The sequence below is a fragment of the Belnapia sp. AC561 genome (assembly GCF_979252845.1).
Genome location: NZ_CEEDBP010000005.1, coordinates 118,186 through 136,803, shown reverse-complemented (window position 1 = coordinate 136,803; position 18,618 = coordinate 118,186). Strand labels below are relative to the sequence as shown.

Sequence of the window (18,618 nt, the reverse complement as noted above, 5' to 3'; positions counted from 1 at the left end):
CTCGATACCATCGCCGACCGGCCGGGCCCCGCCATGGCCAGGGTGCGCCTGTCCGGCCCGATAATAAATTCGCTCCGCGTAAGGCCTTGATCGCGGCCGATTTTATCGCGGAGATCGGCCGGAAATTGAGCCGAATTGAGCGAAATTTAGCAGAATTTAGTCGAATTGAGCTGGTTTGAGCGATGTTGAGCAGGATTGCGCGGCGGCGGTTCCGGCTCGCCCTGGCATCTTCCACCCATGCCGGTCCGGGCCCATTCTCATCGGCAAGACCTGTCCATGCCGGGAGAAACAAAACCATGATCGATCGCCGCACCCTGCTGCTGGGTGCCCCCTTGGCCGCGGCCTCGCTGGCCGCCCCCGCCCTCGGCCAATCCTACGGCGACTGGCCCAACCGGCCGATCCGCGCCATCATCCCCTGGCCGCCCGGCGGCTCCACCGATGTCCTGGCGCGGCTGGTCTGCGAACAGCTCGGCACCCGCCTCGGGCAGAATTTCGTGCTGGAGAACCGGCCCGGCGCCGGCGGCAACATCGGCATGGACGCGATCGCGAAATCCGCCCCCGACGGCTATACCCAGGGGCCGGCGACCATCGCCAACCTGTCCATCGCCCAGTTCCTCTACGCCAAGCTGCCCTTCGACCCGGAGAAGGACTTCTCCGTCATCTCGATGCATTGGGAGTTGCCCAATGTCCTGGTCGCCCCGGCGCAATTCTGCCCGGCCAATACCGCACAGGAATTCATCGCCTGGGCCAAGTCGCGCCCCAATGGCGTCAGCTTCGGCAGCCCCGGCGTCGGCACCACCGCGCATCTCTCGGGCAGCATGTTCTGCGACCGGCAGAAGATCGATGGCCAGCACGTCCCCTTCCGCGGCGCGGCACAGATCATCCCGGCCATGCTCTCGGGCGACCTGACCTTCGCCCTCGACAACCTCGCCAGCTACATGCCGGTGATCCAGGAGGGCCGCATGAAGGCCTTCGCCGTCACCAGCCCGGAGCGCTGGCCCTCGCTGCCGCAGGTGCCGGTCATGGCGGAGGCGGGCATCCCGGATTTCGTCATCACCTCCTGGTGCACCTGGGTCGGCCCGGCCGGCATCCCGCGCCCGATCGTCGACAGGATGAACGCCGCGCTGAAGGACGTCGCGGCCGACCCGGCGATGCAGGCCCGCTTCCTGCAGACCGGCGCCAAATGCGTCTGGAGCACGCCGGAGGCCGCCAGCGCCTATGCCGCCAGCCAGCGGCCGATGCTGAAGGAGATGGTCCGCATCTCCGGCGCCCGCATGGAATAGGGGCCGGTCACCGGGTGCCGCAGGCGGCACCCGGCTTCGGCGTCAGGATTTTTCCTTGGTGTCGTGGACGTGGTGGCGGTCGCGTTCGCCGCCGCCGCCCGAGACCCGGCTGCGGTCCGGGTTGGTCGATTCGCCCGGCACCGGGCCCTGATCGTCGCGGTCCCGATGCGCCGCGCCATGCGCGCCGCCCTGATGGCTGCTGCCCGGCCCGCCCTTGTCGCGCTGGACCTCGTGCTCGCCGCGTTGCTGCGTCATCTCACCGATCCTGCTGATAGCCCTGGTTGGTGGTATTCTGCTTGATGTCGCCCTGGCGGCCCTGCTCGGCCAGGTTGCGGTCGTGGCCGGACTTGTTGGCCTCCGCGGCCTGGGCGGAGAGATCGCCCTCCTTGCCCTGGGCACCCGGCCCATGCGGACTGCGATTGGCCGGCGGCACCGGCGGCAGATGCGATTTCGTCGACATGGCCTTGCCTCCCTGTTGCGACGGGCCCGGCTCCTCGCCCCGGGCCACCGCCCATCGAACGCCCCGCCGCGGGCCACCGTTCCCCGGCCGGGCACCTGTGTCTGTGCCGAGGTCTTTTATTCGCCCCGGCTTCGCCCCATACCCCGGGAATGTCCGCATCCCCCGCCGAGGCCGCCCCGGGCCGCCAGGCCTGGCTCAACAGCCTTTTCGTCGACCATTCCCTGCTGCGGCTCGGCTGGCGCAATTGGGGGGTGGTAGCGCCGGGCCGGCTCTATCGCTCGAACCACCCGCTGCCCTGGCAGCTGCGGGCGGCGACCCGGCGGCTCGGCCTGCGGACGGTGATCAACCTGCGCGGCGAGCGGGTGGACTGCGGCTCCGACCGGCTGGCCCGGGCGGCGGCCGCGGACCTCGGCCTGGTGCAGATCGATGCTCCCTTCGAGAGCCGCGGCGCCCCGCACAAGGACCGCATCCTGCGCCTCGCCGCGATCTTCCGCGGGCTGGAGGAGCCGGCGCTGATGCACTGCAAGTCGGGCGCCGACCGCACCGGCCTCGCCGCTGGGCTCTGGATGCTGCTGCAGGGCCGCCCGCCGGCCGAGGCGCGGGCCCAGCTCTCGCTGCGCCACGGCCATATCCGCCAGAGCCGCACCGGCATCCTGGATGCCTTCTTCGCCGCCTATGCCGCCGCCCATGCCGAAACCGGCAAGCCCTTCCTCGACTGGCTGCAGGAGGACTATTCCGAGGAGGCGCTGCGCCGCGGCTTCCAGTCCCAGGGCTGGGCCGACCGGCTGGTGGATGGCGTGCTGCGGCGGGAATAGCCTAGCCGAGCAGCCCGAAGCGCAGCGCCCACTGGTGGATGCGCCCGACCAGCAGGTTGCACAGCACCGTCCGCGTCAGGTGGAAGCCCAGCACCAGCGGCACCCCGAGCTCGAGCGCCTTGGCGGTCAACGCCATCTCCGGCATCCCGCCCGGCGCCATGCCGAGGATCATCGCCGCGCTGGGCAGCCCGGCCAGCCAGCCGATGCCGACCGCCAGCAGCGTCAGCAGCACCGAGAGCACCCCGGCCGAGATCACCGAGGCGATCGCCAGCCGGCGCGAGGACATCAGGAAGCTGCGGGTCAGCCGGGTGCCGAGCGAGGCGCCCATCGCCACCTGCGCCGCATCCACCAGGCCGGAGGGCACGCCGGAGGGCAGGTGCCCGGTCGCCGCCAGGGTGATGCCGAGCGCGCAGGGCCCGAGCATCCAGGGATTGGCCAGCCCCAGCAGCCGCAGCGGCCAGGAGGCCAGCAGCCCCGCCGCCACCATGAGCGCGAGGCCCGGCCACCAGACCGCCACCCGCGCGCCAGTGAAATCCGAGAAGTCGCCATGCGGCGCCAGCCAGCCGAGCAGCGGTGGGAAGGTCAGCACCACCACCAGCACCCGCATGGTCTGCGCCAGGGTGACGGTGGCGACCGAAGCGCGGGCCTCCTGCGCCAGCACCGCCATGACGATGACCCCGCCGGGCACGGCGCAGAAGAAGCCGGTCTGCAGGTCCGTCCCGGCCATGCGGGTGAAGAGCTGCGCCACCACCAGGCCCGAGAGGATGGCGAGCACGCCGCAGCCCAGCATCACCGGCAGCGCCGCCGTCACCGCCGCCAGCACCGGCCCGGTGAAGGTGCTGCCGAGCCCGAGGCCGAGGAAGATCAGCCCCGCCGGCCGGGCCCAGCCCGGCACCGCCACCGGGCGATGCCAGGCCAGCGCCGCGGTCGCCGTCATGGCGCCGATCATCCAGGCGAGCGGCACGTGCAGCAGGTGCATCAGCCCGCCGCCGAGCGCGGCGGCGGCCATGGTGAGGAGCTGGATGCGATGGCGGGGGGGCGGGGCAGGGAGCGACAAGGCCGCTACCCTCGCGCCGCTGGTGCAGCGCGTCAAACCAGGACGGCTTTACGCTTCGTTCATCCGGCCCGGGATAGTCTCCGGCTCAACCGCCATGATAACCCCCAGCGCCACCCCCCCGACCACCGGCCGCACCACGGAGCCCCTGCACGGGACCTCCTCCGGTGCGGGGATGCCGCCACCCGCGGCGGCCAGGCCGAAAGCGACCGAGGCCGATGCGGCCTCCGCCTGGCCCAATCCCAGCCTGCGGCTGGACCCGGCGCTCGGCATCATCGTGATGGAATTCCGTGACAAATCCGGCGGCGTCGAATCGACCCTACCGACCCAGCGGGAGCTGGATGCCTATCGCTCCGCCGCCAGCCGCAGCCACCCGGATGCGGCCGGATCGACGGCGCAGGCGCCCGAGGCGCCACGCCATGCACCGGTCGCCCCCAATGCGGACCAGGCCTCACTCACCCTCGGCGGCTAGCGCTTCGGGCGGCTGGTGATGGGTGCTGCACGCATGTCCCGTCATCCCGCATCAACCTGCAGGGCGCTTGCCGGGGCGGCCAAGTCCTGGCCGCCACGCCCTCTGGCGCCTCAGGGATAGGGTACCGGAAGCGGCCGTGCCTCGCCCTCCGGCCGGGCCGTCGCCTGCCGGGCCGGCGGCACCGGGGCCAGGCCCAGCACCTCCTCCTCATGCCGCATCACCCGGCGGGCCAGCTTCAGCGCCTGGTAGCAGTCATCGGCCTCGGCCAGGATCAGCGCCTGGTGCAGCATCTCCCGCGCCAGGCCGGAGGTGGTCGCTACCTGGAATTCGGCGATCAGGGCCCGGGCGGCGTCCAGCCCGCCGGCGCGCTCCTCATCGGTGCCGATGTAGGCGGTCTGCAGCGCGAAATAGATCCGCCGCGCCGGCGTGGTCGCGGCCTCCGGCGGCATGATCTGCTTGCCGAAGAGGAAGCGGGCCTTGGCCGCCAGCTCGATGCGGGTGCGGTTGCGGAAGCGGATCGGCGCGCCGTTGACGACCATCATGTCGCCCTGCCGCAACTCGAGGACCAGCGTGGACATTCTTGTTCCTTTCGAATCCGCGCCGCGGAGATTTGGCGGATGGTCGCATGGCGGGCTTAACGGCGGCTGAAACCGGGGCGCCGATGCGGCGCCGCCTCATCGCAGGAAACGGCTGAGGCTGAGGGTGCCGAGCGTGCCGATGGCGTTGTAGCTGGCCTCCAGCGTGGTCCGGGTCGATTGCAGCCGGGTCAGCACGGCGGCGAGGTCGATCTCCTCGATCCCGGCCAATTGCTCCTGCAGGCTGTCCCGCATCTGGACATGGCGGGTCTGCAGGCCGGTCAGCTGTTCCTCGGTCAGGCCCAGCGCCCCCTGCTCGTCGGCCAGGGCATTCGCCGCGCTCTGCAGCCCGCCCCGGATGGTGCCGGCGAGCTCGGTGAAATCCGTCGGCCAGGCGGCCGAGGCCGGGGTCAGCGCGGCGATGCTGGCCAGGCCGCGCAGCAGATCCCGCGCCCAGCTTCCCGTCGTCTCCCCGGTGGAGGTCGCCGCCGCGTTGCGGCTGGCGAAGAGCCCGATCTCGGTGCTGGTGCCATCGGCCGAGGGCAGGCTGCGGCGCGGCTCCCCGCCGCCGGCCGCCGGGTCGACGATGAAGGCGGAAAACGGCGTGATGCCGGCGCTGTCGTCGAGCGCCGCGGCCCGGGTCGCGGCGGCGATCGAGGCCGCATTGCCCGGGCCGATGCTGCCGATGGCGGCGGCGATCCGCGTCGCCAGGCCGCCGGCCGGCAGCGCCGCCGGGTCCGGCACCGGCGGATTGCCGAAGTCGCTGCCGCCGAAGATGTATTCGTCGCCGGTCTTGGTGTTCAGCAGCTGGCCGACCTCGACCATGGCATTGCGCGCCTGGGTCGCGGCGAAGGTCAGCGAGGCCGGGTCGTTGGCATCCAGCTTCATGGCGACGGTATCGCCGAATTGCCGGGCGATGGCGCCGAGCCGCGCCAGGGTCGATTGCGCCGCGGTGGTGCGCGACAGCGCCTGGCCGATCGCGGTGCCATAGGTATCGCGCCGGCCGATCTCGGCCCGCAGGTCGAGCGCCCGGGGCATCTGCGGCGCCAGGTCGCCGACCGCCTCGGCCTTCAGGCCGGTGGTCACCTGCCGCGTCAGCGACTGCATCCGGGCGCGCAGCACGGCGGCATCCGCATCCAGCCGGCCCATTGTGTCGATCCGCGCCACTGGCTCCTCCTACCCGCCCTGCCGGCTCATGGCTTGGCGGCGAACAGCGCATCCCACATGGCCTGCAGGGTGCTGATCACCTTGGCATTGGCCGCATAGGCATTCTGCAGGGTCACCATCCCCGCCATCTCCGCATCCACGTCGACGCCGGAGCCGCGGGCGAAGCGCGCCTCGAGCGCCGTCTGCAGGCTTTCCGCCCCCGCCTTCGCGGTGGTGGCATCGGCCCGGTCGCCGAGCTGGGCGACGGTGACGCCATTGGCATAGTCGGCGATGGTGGCGGGCGGGGCGAAGGGCGAGCGGAGGCTGCCGTCCGGGCCGAGGCCGGCGCTGGCGATCGGCGTCCAGGGCCTGCCCGCCGCGGCCTCGCCGCCGAGGCTGAAGGTTAGCACCCGGTCGAGCAGGCCGGTGAAGCCGGCCGGGCCATCCGGCGGATTGGGGGTGAAGGCATCCGGCCCGCCCGCGCTGGCCGCCACCGACTGGGTGCCGTCGCGCAGCAGCTGCGGCGTGCCGACCACCGCCTGGCCGACCCGCAGCCGCCCGGCCAGCCCGATCTGCGGGCTGCCGGCATAGGGCTGCGACGGCTCCGGCACCGTCGTGCCATCCGCATCGGTGAACAGCGCCAGGCCCTGGCGGGCGAAGCGATCCGCCAGCGTCGCCGCCACCAGGTCGGTCTCCGCCTGGTAGCGCGGCAGGGTCCTGTCCCGCAGCGCGATGTATTCGCCGAGCCGGCCGCCGGTGATCTGGCTGGTGATGTCGCTGCCGTTCAGGCTGATCCCGGGCAGGGAGCCACCGGGGCCGCGATAGGTTTCCGGGCCCGCCGTCGCCTGCGCCGTGCGCAGCACGTCCCGGCCGGGGTCGAGCGGCAGCACGACGCCGCCGCGGGCGATCAGCATCAGGTCGCCGTTCGGCTTGCGGATGGCCTGGACCTCCAGGCTTTCGCCGAGGCTGCTGATCGCCAGGTCGCGCTGGTCCTCCAGCCCGGCAGTGCCGCCGGCCGGGTCGGACTTGATCTGGATGGTGAGCGCGGCGATGTCGCGCAGCGCCGCATTGGCCGAGGCGACTTCCGCCACGATGCCGTCCTGCGCCCGCTGCCGGGCGGTGCCGATCGCCTTCGAGACGTCCTGGAGCCGGGTGGTCACCGTGGTCGCGGCGACCAGCACCGCATGCTGCTGGCCGGCGTCGGCCGGCGCCGCCCGCAGCAGGGTGAAGGCATCGCCCAGCGCCGCGACCGCATCGCCCAGCGTCGCGCCATCGCCGGCGGCGCCATGCGCCTGCTCGATGCCCTGCAGCAGGGCTTCCCGCACCGTCGCGGCGGCGACCGCGCCGCGGCTCTGGTCGAGCTGGGCCAGCACCGCGGTATCCACCGCGCGCTGCGCATCGGTGTTGCGCAGGCCGAGCGGCATGTCCCCCGCCACCAGGGCCTGCTGCGGGACGGTCTTCCGGGTATAGCCGGGGGTCTCCGCATTGGCGATGTTCTGCGCCGTCTGCGCCAGGTTGCGCTGGATCGAGGCGAGGCCGCTGCGGGCGATGGTGAGGGCGAGGTCGAGGCTCATGCCGGGCTATCCACCGGCGCCTCAGCGCCGCATGTTGATGGTGTCCTGCAGCATCTCGTCGCTGGTGGTGACCACCTTGGTATTGGCGGAATAGGCGCGCTGGGCGACGATCAGCTTGGTGAATTCGCTGGCGATATCAACGTTCGACTTCTCGATCGAGCCGATGACCAGCTTGCCGACGCCGTTCGAGGCGGCATCCGTCACCTTGGCGTCGCCCGCTTCCGGGGAGCGCAGGAAGGCCTGGCCATCCTGGCGCTGCAGCTTGTCCGGGTTGTTGAAGGAGACCAGCGGGACGCGCGCGATGACCCGGCTCTGGCCGTTGTCGTAGCTGACCGCGACATCGCCGTTGGTGCGGGTGGTGAGGCTGGAGAAGGCGCCGAGCGGCACGCCGTTCTGTTCCAGGTTGCGGAGCGAGAATTCGGTGCCGGCATATTGCGTCAGCCCGGTCGCCTTGCCGAAGTCGCCGAGCGAGAGGCTGACGGTCTGCGAGCCCTGGCCGAAATCCACCGCGAAGGTGACCGCGGCCGGATCCCCCAGCGCATTGGTGGCCGGCGCGGTGAGCGAGCCGGTGACCGAGCCGATGGTGCCGATGGTGCCATCGGCGGCGACCGGCGTGGCACCGGTGCCGAAGTCCAGCGCCGCGGTCCCGCGCGCGGTATTGTTGATGTCGTCGGGCACGTCGATCGACATGCTCCAATGGTTCTGCAGGGCGCTGGTGAAGGTGAGGTTCACCGTGTGCAGCCCGCCGAGCGAATCATAGAGCTGCGCCTGGGTGGTGATCGGGTCGGCCGGGATCACCGCCGGCAGGTTGGCCGAGAGGGTGATCTCGGTGGTGGCGACCGGGTTGAAGACCTGCTGGTCCACCTGGATCGGGTTGATGGTGGTGCGGTCCGGGTTGCCGGTCGCATCCACCGTCCAGCCCTTGAGGTAATAGCCTTCCGAATTCTTCAGGTAGCCATTCTCGTCGCGGCTGAAGTCGCCGGCCCGGGTGTAGAATTCGCGGTCGTCGAAGGTCGGCTTGCCGTTGAGGGTGCCCTTCGAGAGCGCGACGTTGAAGAAGCCCTGGCCGCCGATGGCGAGCGCGAGCTGGTTGTCCGAAGCCTCGATCGTGCCCTGCACCGTATTGGTATAGGCGGGCCGGGCGATGACCGAGCCGGGCCGGTTGTCGGTCTGGCTCGAGGCGGTGATGTAGGACTGGAAATTGGTATCGACCCGCTTGTAGCCGGTGCTTTGGCTATTCGCGATATTGTCGGAGATATTGCCCAGCGCGCGGCTTTGCGCCGTCAGGCCACTGATGGCCGCGGTCAGTGAGCCGAACAGGGACATAATCCAACCTCCGTCGTGCGCCATGGCCCAGGGCCGCCCGGCCTCCAGCAGGCACCGTGCCAGCCCTGGGGCCGGGCCGGGCTGCGGCAGCTGCCGGGCGGGCGGCAGGCTTTGCCGGTGGTCCGGCGAGGCTTGCCGGCGGCTGGCATGCCGAGGCTGGCCCGGCGCTCGCATCGACCCCGGCGCAGCTGGACCGGACCGAGATGGACAATACCGCGACCCTTCCGCCGCCCGCGGCCCATGCCGCCGGTCCCGCCATCCGCCGGCGCGAGGGCGCGGCCGGGGAGGGCTTCGCGGCCGCCCTGAGGCTGGCCGAGGCGCCGGGTGCCCCGGCGGCTGCGGCGGCCGGGCCGGGTCCTCCGGCTGGTCCCGTGGCAGCGGCAGGTTTGCCCGCGGTGCCCGGCCAGGCGGCCGCGGTCCCGGTGCTGCCCCAGCCTGACGGGACGCCGGTGAACCCGGCGCCGGTGGCGGGGGAGGCTACGGTCCCGGCCAGGCCCGATGTCCCGCCCGATACCGCCCAGGTGCCGCTCTCCGCGGTGCATCCGGCCTCGCTCCATGCGGAGAAGCGCCCACCGGTCCCCCATCTTCTGCAGGGTGCGGCCGTGGCGGCGCCACCGCCGATGCTGCCGGTCCCGGATGCCGCGGTGGATCCGGCTCCGGACCGGGAGGTCCTGGCCCTCGAGGAGCCTGCCGGGCCCGACGCCGTGCCTTCCATGCCCGAGGCCATGCCCGAGGCGCTGCCACCACCCTTGCCGGTGGCAGCGCCACTGCTGCCAACCCCGATGGTGACCTTACCGGAAGCCGCCCCCGGCCGCCCCGAAGCCGCGGAGGCGGCGCCTGTCGCGGCTTCGGGGCCAAGCGGCGCGCGGCGCCCGCTGGAGGCGACGGATCGCCTCGCATCGGCCGCGCCCGCTGCTCCGGGCGCGGCGCCGCGCCTCAGCATGACCGACCCGGGCGCCATTCCCGGGTCCCAGCCGATGGGCGACGCGAGGCCCGCCGCTCCGACCATGGCCGCCATGCCGGAGACTGCTCCCGTCACCGATGCCGAGGCACGGGGCCAGGCCAGCGTACCGGACGCCACCAGGCCAGCGGCGACCGGCCTGACGGCGGTGGCACGGCCCGGCCAGCGGGTGCCTGATGCGGCATCGCCGCCGTCCGGCACTGTCCCGGCCCAGCCTTCGGTGGCATCCAGCCCTCCGGCCGCCGCGGCCCATGGCCTCCAGCCGGACCCGCCGCCCAGGCCTGCGCCCGGGACCGGCAGCCGGGCCGGACCCTTGCCACGCGACCGGCCGATGATGGTGGCTGCGACGACGGGGCAGGCGGCTGCCATCCAGGCCACGGCCGAGGCCGCGCCGGCCGCCGTCACGGCCGAGGCTCCCCCGGAGCGCCTGGTGGAGCCCCTTGCCCTGGCCGAGCCTCCCTCCGCCGGCGCCACGCTGCCGCGGCCCGAGGCGCCGTCGCCGGCCAGCCCGAGGCTGCAGGCCGCCGAGGCCGGCATCGCCGCCCCCGCCGGACCGGGCCCGGCGCCGGCCGCCGCCCCGGCCGAAGCTCCCGCCCCCAGCCGCCCCGCGACGCCGCCGCCGGCCCGGCAGGTCGCGCAGGTCGCCATCGCCCTCTCGCTCGGCACCGGCCGGGCGCCGCGGCTGACGGTGACGCTGGAGCCGGAGGCGCTGGGCCGGGTGGAAATCCGCGTCGAGCGCGGCGCCGAGGGCGAGGCAGCCTCGGTGCGCGTCCTGGCGGAACGGCCGGAGACCCTGGCCCTGCTGCAACGGGATGCGCGGTCGCTGGACCAGGCGCTCGGCCAGGCAGGGGTGCCCCTGGCCGAAGGCGCGCTGCAATTCGGCCTGTCCTCCGGCGACCCGAACCAGGGCGGCGGCCGGCAGCCTTCCGGATCGGGCGGTGGTGGCGGCTGGGGGCCACGCAACCCGGCCCTGCCGCCGGAGGCGACCCGGCCGGCGCCGCTCGCCCTCTCCCTTCTCGATATCGCGGTATGACGGAGCACGACCGATGAGCGGCACCATCCAGGCAGGCGGCGCCGGCACCGCGGCGGCGGCGGCCACGGCGGCCAAGCCGGCCGGCATCGCCGGGGATTTCAACACCTTCCTCACGCTGCTGACGACGCAGCTGAAGAACCAGGACCCGACCAAGGCCATGGACACCAACGAGATGACCAACCAGCTCGTCGCCTTCGCCTCGGTCGAGCAGCAGATCGCCGCCAACAGCAACCTCACCAGGCTGATCGGCCTGCAGCAGACGGCGCAGCTCACCGCGGCGGCGCCGCTGATGGGACAGACGGTCGAGGTCAGCAGCGACCGGCTCAGCCTGCAGAACAGCGTGGCGACCCTGCGGCTGCCCGCGGCGGATGCGGCGAAGCAGGCGACGGTGCGGGTGACGGATGCGGGCGGGCGGATCCTGCGGGAGGATACGGTCGCCCTCGGCACCACCACCCAGGACTGGCGCTGGGACGGCAGGAATGGCGCGGGCGTGCGCCAGCCCGATGGTGCCTATGGCTTCGCCGTGGCCGGGCGGGATGCCGCCGGCGGGGCGCAGCCGGTCACCGCCACCGTGGTCGGCACCGCAACCGCGGCGGCCCGGCCGAGCGGCGCGGAGCTGCAGCTCATGCTCGGCCGGCTCGCCGTGGGCTTCGATGCGGTGCGGGGGCTGGCCGCGAAATAGCCGGCTGCCGCCTCAGCGCGGCGGCAGCGCCGGCGGCGTATTCACCGAGAGCGGCGGGGGCGCGGCCTCCGCCAGCGGCTGGGCATTGGCGACGACGGTGCGGACGCCGCTCGCCGCTTCCTCCGCCACCGCATAGGCGATGTCGCCCCAGAAGCGGGCGAGCCGGCCGGTCGGGACCTCGTTGATCTGGACCACGCGGCCCAGCTCCTCGCCATCCCGGCGGCTGACGATCCACTGGATCTCGACCCGCTGCACCCGCGGCGTCGCGGCGGTGGCCAGGGTGACATCCGCCTCCAGCGCATAGGCGGCGCCATCGGCCACGTCCTGCACGATGAAGCCTTCATTGGCCAGGAATTCGCGCATCCGGGCGGCCAGCGCGACATTGCCGTCGCCGGTCGCGCCCTTGACCTCGGCCAGGCGGATGCGTGGCGGGCCGGCCGCGAGGGCCTGCGGATCGGTCGACTTGCGCGCCGCCTCCACCTGCATCAGCAGCCGGGTCAGGCTCGGCACCGCCTGGGCGGCGACGGTGTTGAACATCGGGGTGGAGGCCTCGGCCCAGGTCCCGATCGGCACCGGCTGGCCTTCCGTCGCCGCCTGCAGCTTGCCATCCGCATCCAGCAGCCGGAAGCGCGGCAGCACGGCTTCGCCGCGGCGCTCGGCCAGGATCTCCACCTGCCAGTCGAGCGGCAGGGGCCGGGGCAGGGCGATGGCGGGCACCTCCTCGGCCTGCAGCGCGGCGGCGACCCGTTCGGAGAGCTCCTGCGCGCCGGCATCGGTCAGCAGCGCCTCGCTCGGCGGCGGCACCACCAGGCGGATGGCCAGCGGCACCGCCAGGCGCGTCGCCTGCGCCCCCGGCCGGCCGCGGAAGGGCTGGGGCAGGTCGCCGCAGCCGGCGAGCACCAGGGGCAAGAGCAGGAGGAGCCTAGAGAATTGCACAGGCGACCATGATGGTGAGAAGGGTGAGGACGAAGAACTGAACCATGTAGGGCACGACAGGCCTCCCTCAGGCCGGAATGGCAATGGCGGAGAGCTGGTGCCCGATCGGCCCGCCCCCCGCCAGGGTGCGCCGCCGGTGGCTGAAGAAGCGCTCGGTCTCGGCCAGGGTATCGGTATCGGCCGTCTCCACCGTGCCGATGCCGGCGGCGGCGAGGCGGGCGGCGCAATAGCCCTGCAGGTCGAATTGCCAGCGGTCCGGTCGCAGGCCCGGGCCGAAGTGGCGGGCATCGGCCGCATCGCGGGCCAGCACCGCATCGCGCAGGTCGGCGCCGACCTCGTAGCTCGCCTGGCCGATGCAGGGGCCGACCGCGGCCAGCATCCGGCCGGGGTCGGCGCCCAGCGCGGCCATGGCGGCGATGGTCGCCTCGATGACGCCGCCGACCGCGCTGCGCCAGCCGGCATGGGCGGCGCCGATGACACCGGCGACCGGATCGGCGAAGAGCACCGGGGCGCAATCGGCGGTGACGATGCCGAGCACCACGCCGGGACGGCGGGTGACCATGGCATCGGCCCGCGGCCCCTGGCCTTCCAGCCAGCCGGCGGCATCGACCTCGGCCACCGCGATCCCATGCACCTGGGTCAGCCCATGCAGCGCCGCCAGCGGCAGGCCGAGTTCCCCGGCGGCGCGGCGGCGGTTCTCCCGCACCCGGTCGCGGTCGTCCTGGCCCGAGAGGGAACAGTTCAGCGCCGCCCAGGGGCCTTCCGAAACCCCGCCACGGCGGGTGAAGAAACCGTGCCGCAGGCCGGCGACGGCGCCGAGCGCCGGGGTGGTCAGGAATTCAGCGGAATTCATGCTGGCTCGAAGCCCGGAGGAATGGCGAGCCCGGGATGGCACAGGCAGAGCGCCTTGAACAGCCGCCCCATGCCTTCGGGCGCCACCAGGCGCTCCGCACCCGACAGGATGGTCCCGGCATGGCGGGGCGAGAGCCGGGCCAGGATCGCCGCCCGGCTCATCAGCCCGAGGCGCTGCAGGAAGAGGCCCATCGGCAGCGGGCCATGCGCCGCGGCCCCGGCCTCCCGCGCCGCCGCCGCCAGTGCCGGGAAGGCGACATGGGCGGTAAGGTCGACGCTGCCGGGGGCGGCGAGGGGATCGGCCCGGCGATGCGCCGCCATGGCCTGGAGGCTGTCGCCGAAGCCGGCCTCGGCCGGGCCGTAGTCGATCGCCAGCAGGGTGGCGCCGCGTGCCGCGAGCTGCCGCACCATGGCGAGTGCCGCCGCGCAATGCTCCAGCACCGCGCCCTCCGGGGCGGCCTCGGGCAGGGGGGGCGCCGCCTCGGCCGGCTGCTCCCGCCAGTGCCCGGCCTCGACGAAACGCTCCTGCCAGCCCCCGCCGCGGCGGATGAACTGGCGGATCGGCAGGGCATCGAAGAACTCATTGGCGAGGACGATGGCGGGGCCGGGCGGCAGCGCCTCGATCCCGTCGTGCCAGGTGGCATCGGGCACCAGCCGGGCCTGGGCGGCGCGGAGGGCGGGGGAGGCCTCGACCAGATGCACCGAGAGGGCGGCGCGGAAATCCGGCATCATCTCGGCGATGGCGCGCAGCGCATCGGCCATCAGGGTGCCGCGGCCGGGGCCGAGCTCGGCCAGCAGCACCGGCACCGGCCGGCCCATGAGCTCCCAGGTGACGGCGGCCCAGAGGCCGAGGCATTCGCCGAAGGCCTGGGAGATCTCCGGCGCGGTGGTGAAGTCGCCGGTCGCGCCGAAGGGGTCGCGCCCGGCGTAATAGGCCGCCGCGGCCCGCGCCATGAAGGCGTCGAGGCGCTCCGGCCCCGTCGATGCCGGGCCGGTCAGGCGGCGACCGCCGGGGCCGGTTTCGCCCGCAGCATCAGCCAGGCGCCGACCAGCACCATCGGGACGGAGAGCAGCTGCCCCATGGTGGCACCGGCAAACAGGAAGCCGAGATAGGCATCCGGCTGGCGGAAGAACTCGCCGATGCCGCGGGCCACGCCGTAGCCGGCCAGGAAGGCGCCGGCGACGAAGCCGCGGCGGGCCCGGATCGACGGGATATGCACCAGCACCTGCAGCAGGACGAAGAGCGCCACGCCCTCCAGCCCCGCCTGGTACAGCTGGCTGGGATGCCGCGGCTCCGGCCCGCCGGTCGGGAAGACCATGCCCCAGGGGACATCGGTGACGCGGCCCCAGAGCTCGCCATTGATGAAATTGGCCAGCCGGCCGAAGCAGAGGCCGATCGGCACCACCGCCGTCACCCGGTCGCCGAAGGCCAGCGGATCCAGCTTCTGCTGCCGGCAGAACAGGAAGACCGCGACGAGCACGCCGAGCGCGCCGCCATGGAAGCTCATCCCGCCCTGCCAGACCGCGAGGATCTCCAGCGGATGGAACAGGTAGTAGTCCGGCCGGTAGAAGAGCACATAGCCGAGCCGGCCGCCGAGGATGATGCCGAGTGTGGTCCAGGTGACGAAGTCGTCGATCTGCTGGCGGTTGGCGACGACCGGGGGCAGGGCGACCAGCCGCCGCGCCAGCCACCAGCCGCCGACGATGCCGGCGATATAGGCCAGCGCATACCAGCGGATGACCAGCGGCCCGACCGCGACCAGCACCGGGTCGATGACGGGGAAGGGAATGGCGAACAACATCAGCGGAATGGGTCTTCCTGCATGAGGAAATCCTGCACGGTGCGGCGGACGCCATCCTCGAGCGGCGTCATCTGGGCGTTGAAGCCCGCCGCGCGCAGCCGGTCCAGCGGCGCTTCCGTGAAGTACTGGTACTTGCCGCGCAGGTCGGCCGGCATGTCGACGTAATGGATATCGGCCGGGCGGCCCATCGCGGCGAACATCGCGCCCACCAGGTCGCGGAAGGTCCGGGCCCGGCCGGAGCCGAGGTTGAACAGGCCGGAGACGCCGGGATTGTCCAGCAGCCAGAGCATCACCGCGACGCAGTCATCCACATGGACGAAGTCGCGCCGCTGCTCGCCATCGGCGATGCCCTCGCGGTCCGAACGGAACAGCGTCGCCGGCTCGCCCCGCATCACCTGCTGGTACTTGTGGAACAGCACGCTGGCCATGCGGCCCTTGTGCGCCTCGTTCGGGCCATAGACGTTGAAGAAGCGCAGCCCGGCCCATTGCGGCGGGCAGGGCGCGCCGCGCCGCAGCAGGTCGGCGACGCGGCGGTCGAAGGCCAGCTTCGACCAGCCATAAAGGTTGAGCGGCCGCAGCCGGGCCAGTGCCGCGGGCGCGGCATCATCCTCGAAGCCGAGCGCCCCATCGCCATAGGTCGCGGCGGAGGAGGCATAGATGAAGGGGATGCCGCGCGCGGCGCAGCCGGACCAGAGCCAGAGCGGCAGGGTCAGGTTGGTCGCGGCGACAAGGTCGGCATCGGTCGCCGTGGTGGCGCTGATGGCGCCGAGGTGCAGCACGGCGGTGATGGGCGGCCGGGCGGCCCAGAAATCCTCCAGCGCCTCCGGCGGCAGGATGCCGGCGATAGGGTGCTTCGCGAGGTTGCGCCATTTCTCGCCCTGGCGCAGGCGGTCCACCACCATCACCTCTGCACCGCGGCCACACAGCGCCGCGACAAGGTTGGAGCCGATGAAACCGGCCCCGCCGGTGACGAGATACATCGGGCAACCCCCAAGATTCCTGGCGCCGATTGGTTCCGCCGGGCGGCGGGGGTATAGGCCCCGGCGATACGGGCTGTGAAGAGGAACAGGACCATGAGCGACACCAGCGGCAGCGGCAAGAAGCGCGGCGGATTGTTCGATGACCTCGCCGGAGTGGCCGGCGGCGCCTTCTCCGCCCTGGCCGGCGTGCGGGGGGAGGTGGAGGCGGCGGTGCGCAGCCAGGTGGACCAGATGGTCCAGCGCCTGGAGCTGGTGAAGCGGGAGGAGCTGGACGCCGCGATGGAACTGGCCCGCCGGGCCCGCGAGGCGCAGGAGCTGCTCGAGGCCCGCGTCGCCGCGCTGGAGCTGAAGCTGGCCGCGGCGGCCCCGCCGGCCGCGCCGGAGGATACCTCCGAGGTTGCCCCGGCGGCGATCCATCCGGAGGCGACCGGCAGCAGCACGTCGAGCCCGCCGCCGATCAGCGGCACCATGACCAACCCGCCGCCGATCGGCGGCGGCTGACCCGCCGCTTGCTCCCGACCCGCCGGTGACAAGGCCGTGGCCAGACTTGCAGCCGCGTTTGTCCCCTGCGTAGTCTAGCCCTGGTGGTTCCCGGCGCCGATTCACCCAAGATATCGGCGCCGGTGCCCTTCGGACGAGTGAGGAGGTGCGCGATGTCTGGCCTGCTGGCCCTTGAGCGCGAACACGCGATCAACCCCCTCGATATCCTCGAACAGATCATCGCCGCCAATGAGTGGTCCTTCGAGCGCCGCTCGGATGGCGAGATGGCGGCCGAGGCGCCGGGCAAGTGGTGCGACTATGGGCTGTACTTCTCCTGGTCCTCGGAGATCAGCGCCATGCATTTCTCCTGCGCCTTCGACCTGAAGGTGCCGCCGGAGGGCCGAGCCAAGCTGTTCGAATTGCTCGCCTTGGCGAACGAGAAGCTGTGGATCGGCCATTTCGGCCTGGAATCCGAGGATGGCGTGCCGGTCTTCCGCCATTCCGTGCTGCTCCGCGGCGCCCCCGGCGCCAGCGCCGAGAGCCTGGAGGACATGGTCGACATCGCCCTGACCGAATGCGAGCGCTTCTTCCCGGCCTTCCAGTTCGTGCTCTGGGGCGGCAAGCCGCCGGCCGATGCCCTGCAGGCCGCCATGCTGGACTGCGTCGGCGAGGCCTGACAGCCTGCCTCCGAATCGAGGGGATGGGCCATGGGTGAGACTGCATTGCCCCCGCTGCTGCTGGTCGGCTGCGGGAAGATGGGCGGGGCCATGCTGGCGGGCTGGCTGGAAAACGGCCTGGCCGATTCGGTGGTGGTCGAGCCCTTCGCCGCCGCGGTCGCCGGCTTCGCCGGCCGGGTGACGCATGTCGCCAGCCCGGCGGAGATTCCTGCCGGCTTCCGCCCAGACGCCGTGGTCCTCGCCATCAAGCCGCAGGAAGCCGCCGCCACCCTGCCGGCCTTCGCCCATCTGGCCGGGCCGGAAACCCTCTTTGTCTCCATCATGGCCGGGCGCAACACCGCCGGGATGCGCGCCCTGTTGGGCGAGGGTGCCGCCGTGGTGCGGGCCATGCCGAATACGCCCGCCGCCGTGCGCCAGGGCTTCACCGTCGCCTTCCCCGGACCCGGCGTGACCGCGACGCAGCGGGCGCTGGCCGACCGGCTGCTCTCCGCGGTGGGGGAGGTGGCCTGGGTCGAGCAGGAATCGCTGATCGACCCGGTCACCGCCGTCTCCGGCGGCGGTCCCGCCTATGTCTTCCTGCTGGCCGAGGTGATGGAGGCGGCGGCGATCGAGCAGGGCCTGCCGCCCGATCTCGCCCGACGCATGGCCCGCGCCACCGTCGCCGGCTCCGGCGCCCTGCTCGGCGCCAGCCAGGATGATGCGGCGACCCTGCGCAAGGCGGTCACCAGCCCCAAGGGGACGACGGAGCGGGCGCTGGCCGTGCTGATGGAGAGCACCGCCTGGCCGGCGCTGATGTCCCGCGCCATCGCGGCGGCGACCGAGCGTTCGCGCGAACTCGGTGGCTGAACCCCCTTCCACCGCTGCGGGCTATGCCCACACTCTATGGCCATGAGCGAGACATACGAGACCGATAGCCGCCTGGTCGCCGGCCTGTGGCAGGTGGTGGCGGCCCATGGCTGGCCCGGGTTGAGCATGCGCCGGGTCGCCAATGCCTCCGGCGTCCCGGCGGCCGAGATCCGCCGGCGCTGCCCGAGCCCCTGCGACCTGCTGGCGCTGCACGGCAAGGTGATGGACCTGGCGGTGCTGGAAGGCACCGTCCCTGGCGCGCCGGTCGATACCAATACGCCGCGCGACCGGGTCTTCGACGTGCTGATGCGGCGGATCGACGCCATGCAGCCGCATCGCGCCGGCATCCTGCGGCTGTTCGAGGACCTCAAGCAGGATCCGCTGCTGGCGCTGCTGCTGCTGGCCTCCCTGCCGAAATCCATGGCCTGGATGCTGGAGGCGGCGGGGCTCGGCTCGGGCGGGCTGGCCGGGCTGGCCCGGGCCCAGGGGCTTACCGCCGTCTGGCTGGCGGTGGTCCGGGCCTGGAAGGATGACGACACCGCCGATCTCGGCCCGACCATGGCGGCGCTGGACCGGGCCCTGGACCGGGCCGAGCAGGTGGCGCGCAGCCTGCGGCTGAGCCCGGACGAGACCGCCTGAGCGGATTTTGTTGCGGTGCAGCATT

Annotated in this window: 21 protein-coding genes; 9 read left to right on the top strand and 12 right to left on the bottom strand. The window is 72.7% G+C overall.

Translation table 11 applies throughout. The annotated features are described in order from the left end of the window. Positions 1 to 296 precede the first annotated feature (296 nt). Positions 297 to 1,283 carry a Bug family tripartite tricarboxylate transporter substrate binding protein gene (locus AC0IW9_RS06130; RefSeq protein WP_471647327.1) on the top strand — a complete coding sequence of 329 codons (987 nt, stop codon included), beginning with the start codon at positions 297 to 299 and terminating at the stop codon, positions 1,281 to 1,283. A gap of 42 nt (positions 1,284 to 1,325) precedes the next feature. On the opposite strand, the gene AC0IW9_RS06125 is transcribed toward AC0IW9_RS06130, so the two are convergent. Beyond that, on the bottom strand, positions 1,326 to 1,538 hold the full coding sequence (locus tag AC0IW9_RS06125) for a hypothetical protein (RefSeq protein ID WP_471647326.1): 213 nt from the start codon (positions 1,536 to 1,538) through the stop codon (positions 1,326 to 1,328). 1 nt (position 1,539) lies between these two features. Continuing rightward, complete coding sequence (locus AC0IW9_RS06120; RefSeq protein ID WP_471647325.1) at positions 1,540 to 1,743, bottom strand: hypothetical protein; 204 nt, start codon at positions 1,741 to 1,743, stop codon at positions 1,540 to 1,542. 149 nt (positions 1,744 to 1,892) lie between these two features. Between AC0IW9_RS06120 and AC0IW9_RS06115 the strand changes: the two genes are divergently transcribed. Next, complete coding sequence (locus AC0IW9_RS06115) at positions 1,893 to 2,558, top strand: tyrosine-protein phosphatase (RefSeq protein ID WP_471647324.1); 666 nt, start codon at positions 1,893 to 1,895, stop codon at positions 2,556 to 2,558. A gap of 1 nt (position 2,559) precedes the next feature. Here the strand turns inward: AC0IW9_RS06115 and AC0IW9_RS06110 are convergent, their stop codons facing one another. Then, on the bottom strand, positions 2,560 to 3,615 hold the full coding sequence (locus AC0IW9_RS06110; protein ID WP_471647323.1) for an AbrB family transcriptional regulator: 1,056 nt from the start codon (positions 3,613 to 3,615) through the stop codon (positions 2,560 to 2,562). Between the two features lie 94 nt (positions 3,616 to 3,709). On the opposite strand from AC0IW9_RS06110, the gene AC0IW9_RS06105 reads away from it, so the two are divergent. After that, positions 3,710 to 4,084 carry a hypothetical protein gene (locus AC0IW9_RS06105; protein ID WP_471647322.1) on the top strand — a complete coding sequence of 125 codons (375 nt, stop codon included), beginning with the start codon at positions 3,710 to 3,712 and terminating at the stop codon, positions 4,082 to 4,084. A gap of 110 nt (positions 4,085 to 4,194) precedes the next feature. Here AC0IW9_RS06105 and AC0IW9_RS06100 read toward each other — a convergent pair whose 3' ends face one another. The 4 genes from AC0IW9_RS06100 to flgE form a co-directional block, all read right to left on the bottom strand. After that, positions 4,195 to 4,662, bottom strand: coding sequence for a flagellar biosynthesis repressor FlbT (locus AC0IW9_RS06100; RefSeq protein WP_471647321.1), 468 nt, complete (start codon positions 4,660 to 4,662; stop codon positions 4,195 to 4,197). A 96-nt stretch (positions 4,663 to 4,758) separates the two neighbouring features. Then, on the bottom strand, positions 4,759 to 5,826 hold the full coding sequence (locus AC0IW9_RS06095; protein WP_471647320.1) for a flagellin: 1,068 nt from the start codon (positions 5,824 to 5,826) through the stop codon (positions 4,759 to 4,761). Between the two features lie 26 nt (positions 5,827 to 5,852). Then, positions 5,853 to 7,379, bottom strand: coding sequence for a flagellar hook-associated protein FlgK (locus tag AC0IW9_RS06090; protein ID WP_471647319.1), 1,527 nt, complete (start codon positions 7,377 to 7,379; stop codon positions 5,853 to 5,855). Between the two features lie 21 nt (positions 7,380 to 7,400). After that, positions 7,401 to 8,705 (bottom strand): flagellar hook protein FlgE, encoded by a 1,305-nt coding sequence (gene flgE / locus AC0IW9_RS06085; protein ID WP_471647318.1) that lies wholly within the window; start codon positions 8,703 to 8,705, stop codon positions 7,401 to 7,403. A 56-nt stretch (positions 8,706 to 8,761) separates the two neighbouring features. Between flgE and AC0IW9_RS06080 the strand changes: the two genes are divergently transcribed. Both AC0IW9_RS06080 and AC0IW9_RS06075 read left to right on the top strand, forming a co-directional pair. Continuing rightward, on the top strand, positions 8,762 to 10,699 hold the full coding sequence (locus AC0IW9_RS06080) for a flagellar hook-length control protein FliK (RefSeq protein ID WP_471647317.1): 1,938 nt from the start codon (positions 8,762 to 8,764) through the stop codon (positions 10,697 to 10,699). A gap of 13 nt (positions 10,700 to 10,712) precedes the next feature. Beyond that, a complete protein-coding gene (locus AC0IW9_RS06075; protein WP_471647316.1) occupies positions 10,713 to 11,381 on the top strand; it encodes a flagellar hook assembly protein FlgD in 669 nt (222 codons plus the stop codon). A 12-nt stretch (positions 11,382 to 11,393) separates the two neighbouring features. On the opposite strand, the gene AC0IW9_RS06070 is transcribed toward AC0IW9_RS06075, so the two are convergent. The 5 genes from AC0IW9_RS06070 to rfaD all read right to left on the bottom strand — a co-directional run bounded on the left by AC0IW9_RS06070 (position 11,394) and on the right by rfaD (position 15,951). Further along, on the bottom strand, positions 11,394 to 12,290 hold the full coding sequence (locus AC0IW9_RS06070) for a hypothetical protein (protein WP_471647315.1): 897 nt from the start codon (positions 12,288 to 12,290) through the stop codon (positions 11,394 to 11,396). A 94-nt stretch (positions 12,291 to 12,384) separates the two neighbouring features. Next, positions 12,385 to 13,170, bottom strand: coding sequence for a peptidoglycan editing factor PgeF (pgeF, locus tag AC0IW9_RS06065; RefSeq protein WP_471647314.1), 786 nt, complete (start codon positions 13,168 to 13,170; stop codon positions 12,385 to 12,387). Next, entirely contained in the window at positions 13,167 to 14,123 is a 957-nt protein-coding gene (locus AC0IW9_RS06060) for a class I SAM-dependent methyltransferase (protein ID WP_471647313.1), read from the bottom strand. The genes pgeF and AC0IW9_RS06060 overlap by 4 nt, the downstream gene beginning before the upstream one ends. Before the next feature lie 41 nt (positions 14,124 to 14,164). Next, entirely contained in the window at positions 14,165 to 14,971 is an 807-nt protein-coding gene (lgt, locus tag AC0IW9_RS06055; RefSeq protein ID WP_471647312.1) for a prolipoprotein diacylglyceryl transferase, read from the bottom strand. After that, the gene (gene rfaD, locus AC0IW9_RS06050) at positions 14,971 to 15,951 is read right to left on the bottom strand and encodes an ADP-glyceromanno-heptose 6-epimerase (protein WP_471647311.1); all 981 of its coding nucleotides are present in this window, start codon (positions 15,949 to 15,951) and stop codon (positions 14,971 to 14,973) included. The genes lgt and rfaD overlap by 1 nt, the downstream gene beginning before the upstream one ends. Before the next feature lie 93 nt (positions 15,952 to 16,044). On the opposite strand from rfaD, the gene AC0IW9_RS06045 reads away from it, so the two are divergent. From AC0IW9_RS06045 to AC0IW9_RS06030, 4 genes are all read left to right on the top strand, one after another. Continuing rightward, the gene (locus AC0IW9_RS06045; protein WP_471647310.1) at positions 16,045 to 16,452 is read left to right on the top strand and encodes an accessory factor UbiK family protein; all 408 of its coding nucleotides are present in this window, start codon (positions 16,045 to 16,047) and stop codon (positions 16,450 to 16,452) included. Between the two features lie 152 nt (positions 16,453 to 16,604). Continuing rightward, the gene (locus AC0IW9_RS06040; RefSeq protein ID WP_471647309.1) at positions 16,605 to 17,108 is read left to right on the top strand and encodes a type III secretion system chaperone family protein; all 504 of its coding nucleotides are present in this window, start codon (positions 16,605 to 16,607) and stop codon (positions 17,106 to 17,108) included. 30 nt (positions 17,109 to 17,138) lie between these two features. Continuing rightward, positions 17,139 to 17,954 carry a pyrroline-5-carboxylate reductase gene (proC, locus tag AC0IW9_RS06035; RefSeq protein ID WP_471647308.1) on the top strand — a complete coding sequence of 272 codons (816 nt, stop codon included), beginning with the start codon at positions 17,139 to 17,141 and terminating at the stop codon, positions 17,952 to 17,954. A 42-nt stretch (positions 17,955 to 17,996) separates the two neighbouring features. Further along, positions 17,997 to 18,593 (top strand): TetR family transcriptional regulator, encoded by a 597-nt coding sequence (locus tag AC0IW9_RS06030; RefSeq protein ID WP_471647307.1) that lies wholly within the window; start codon positions 17,997 to 17,999, stop codon positions 18,591 to 18,593. The last annotated feature ends 25 nt before the right edge of the window (positions 18,594 to 18,618 follow it).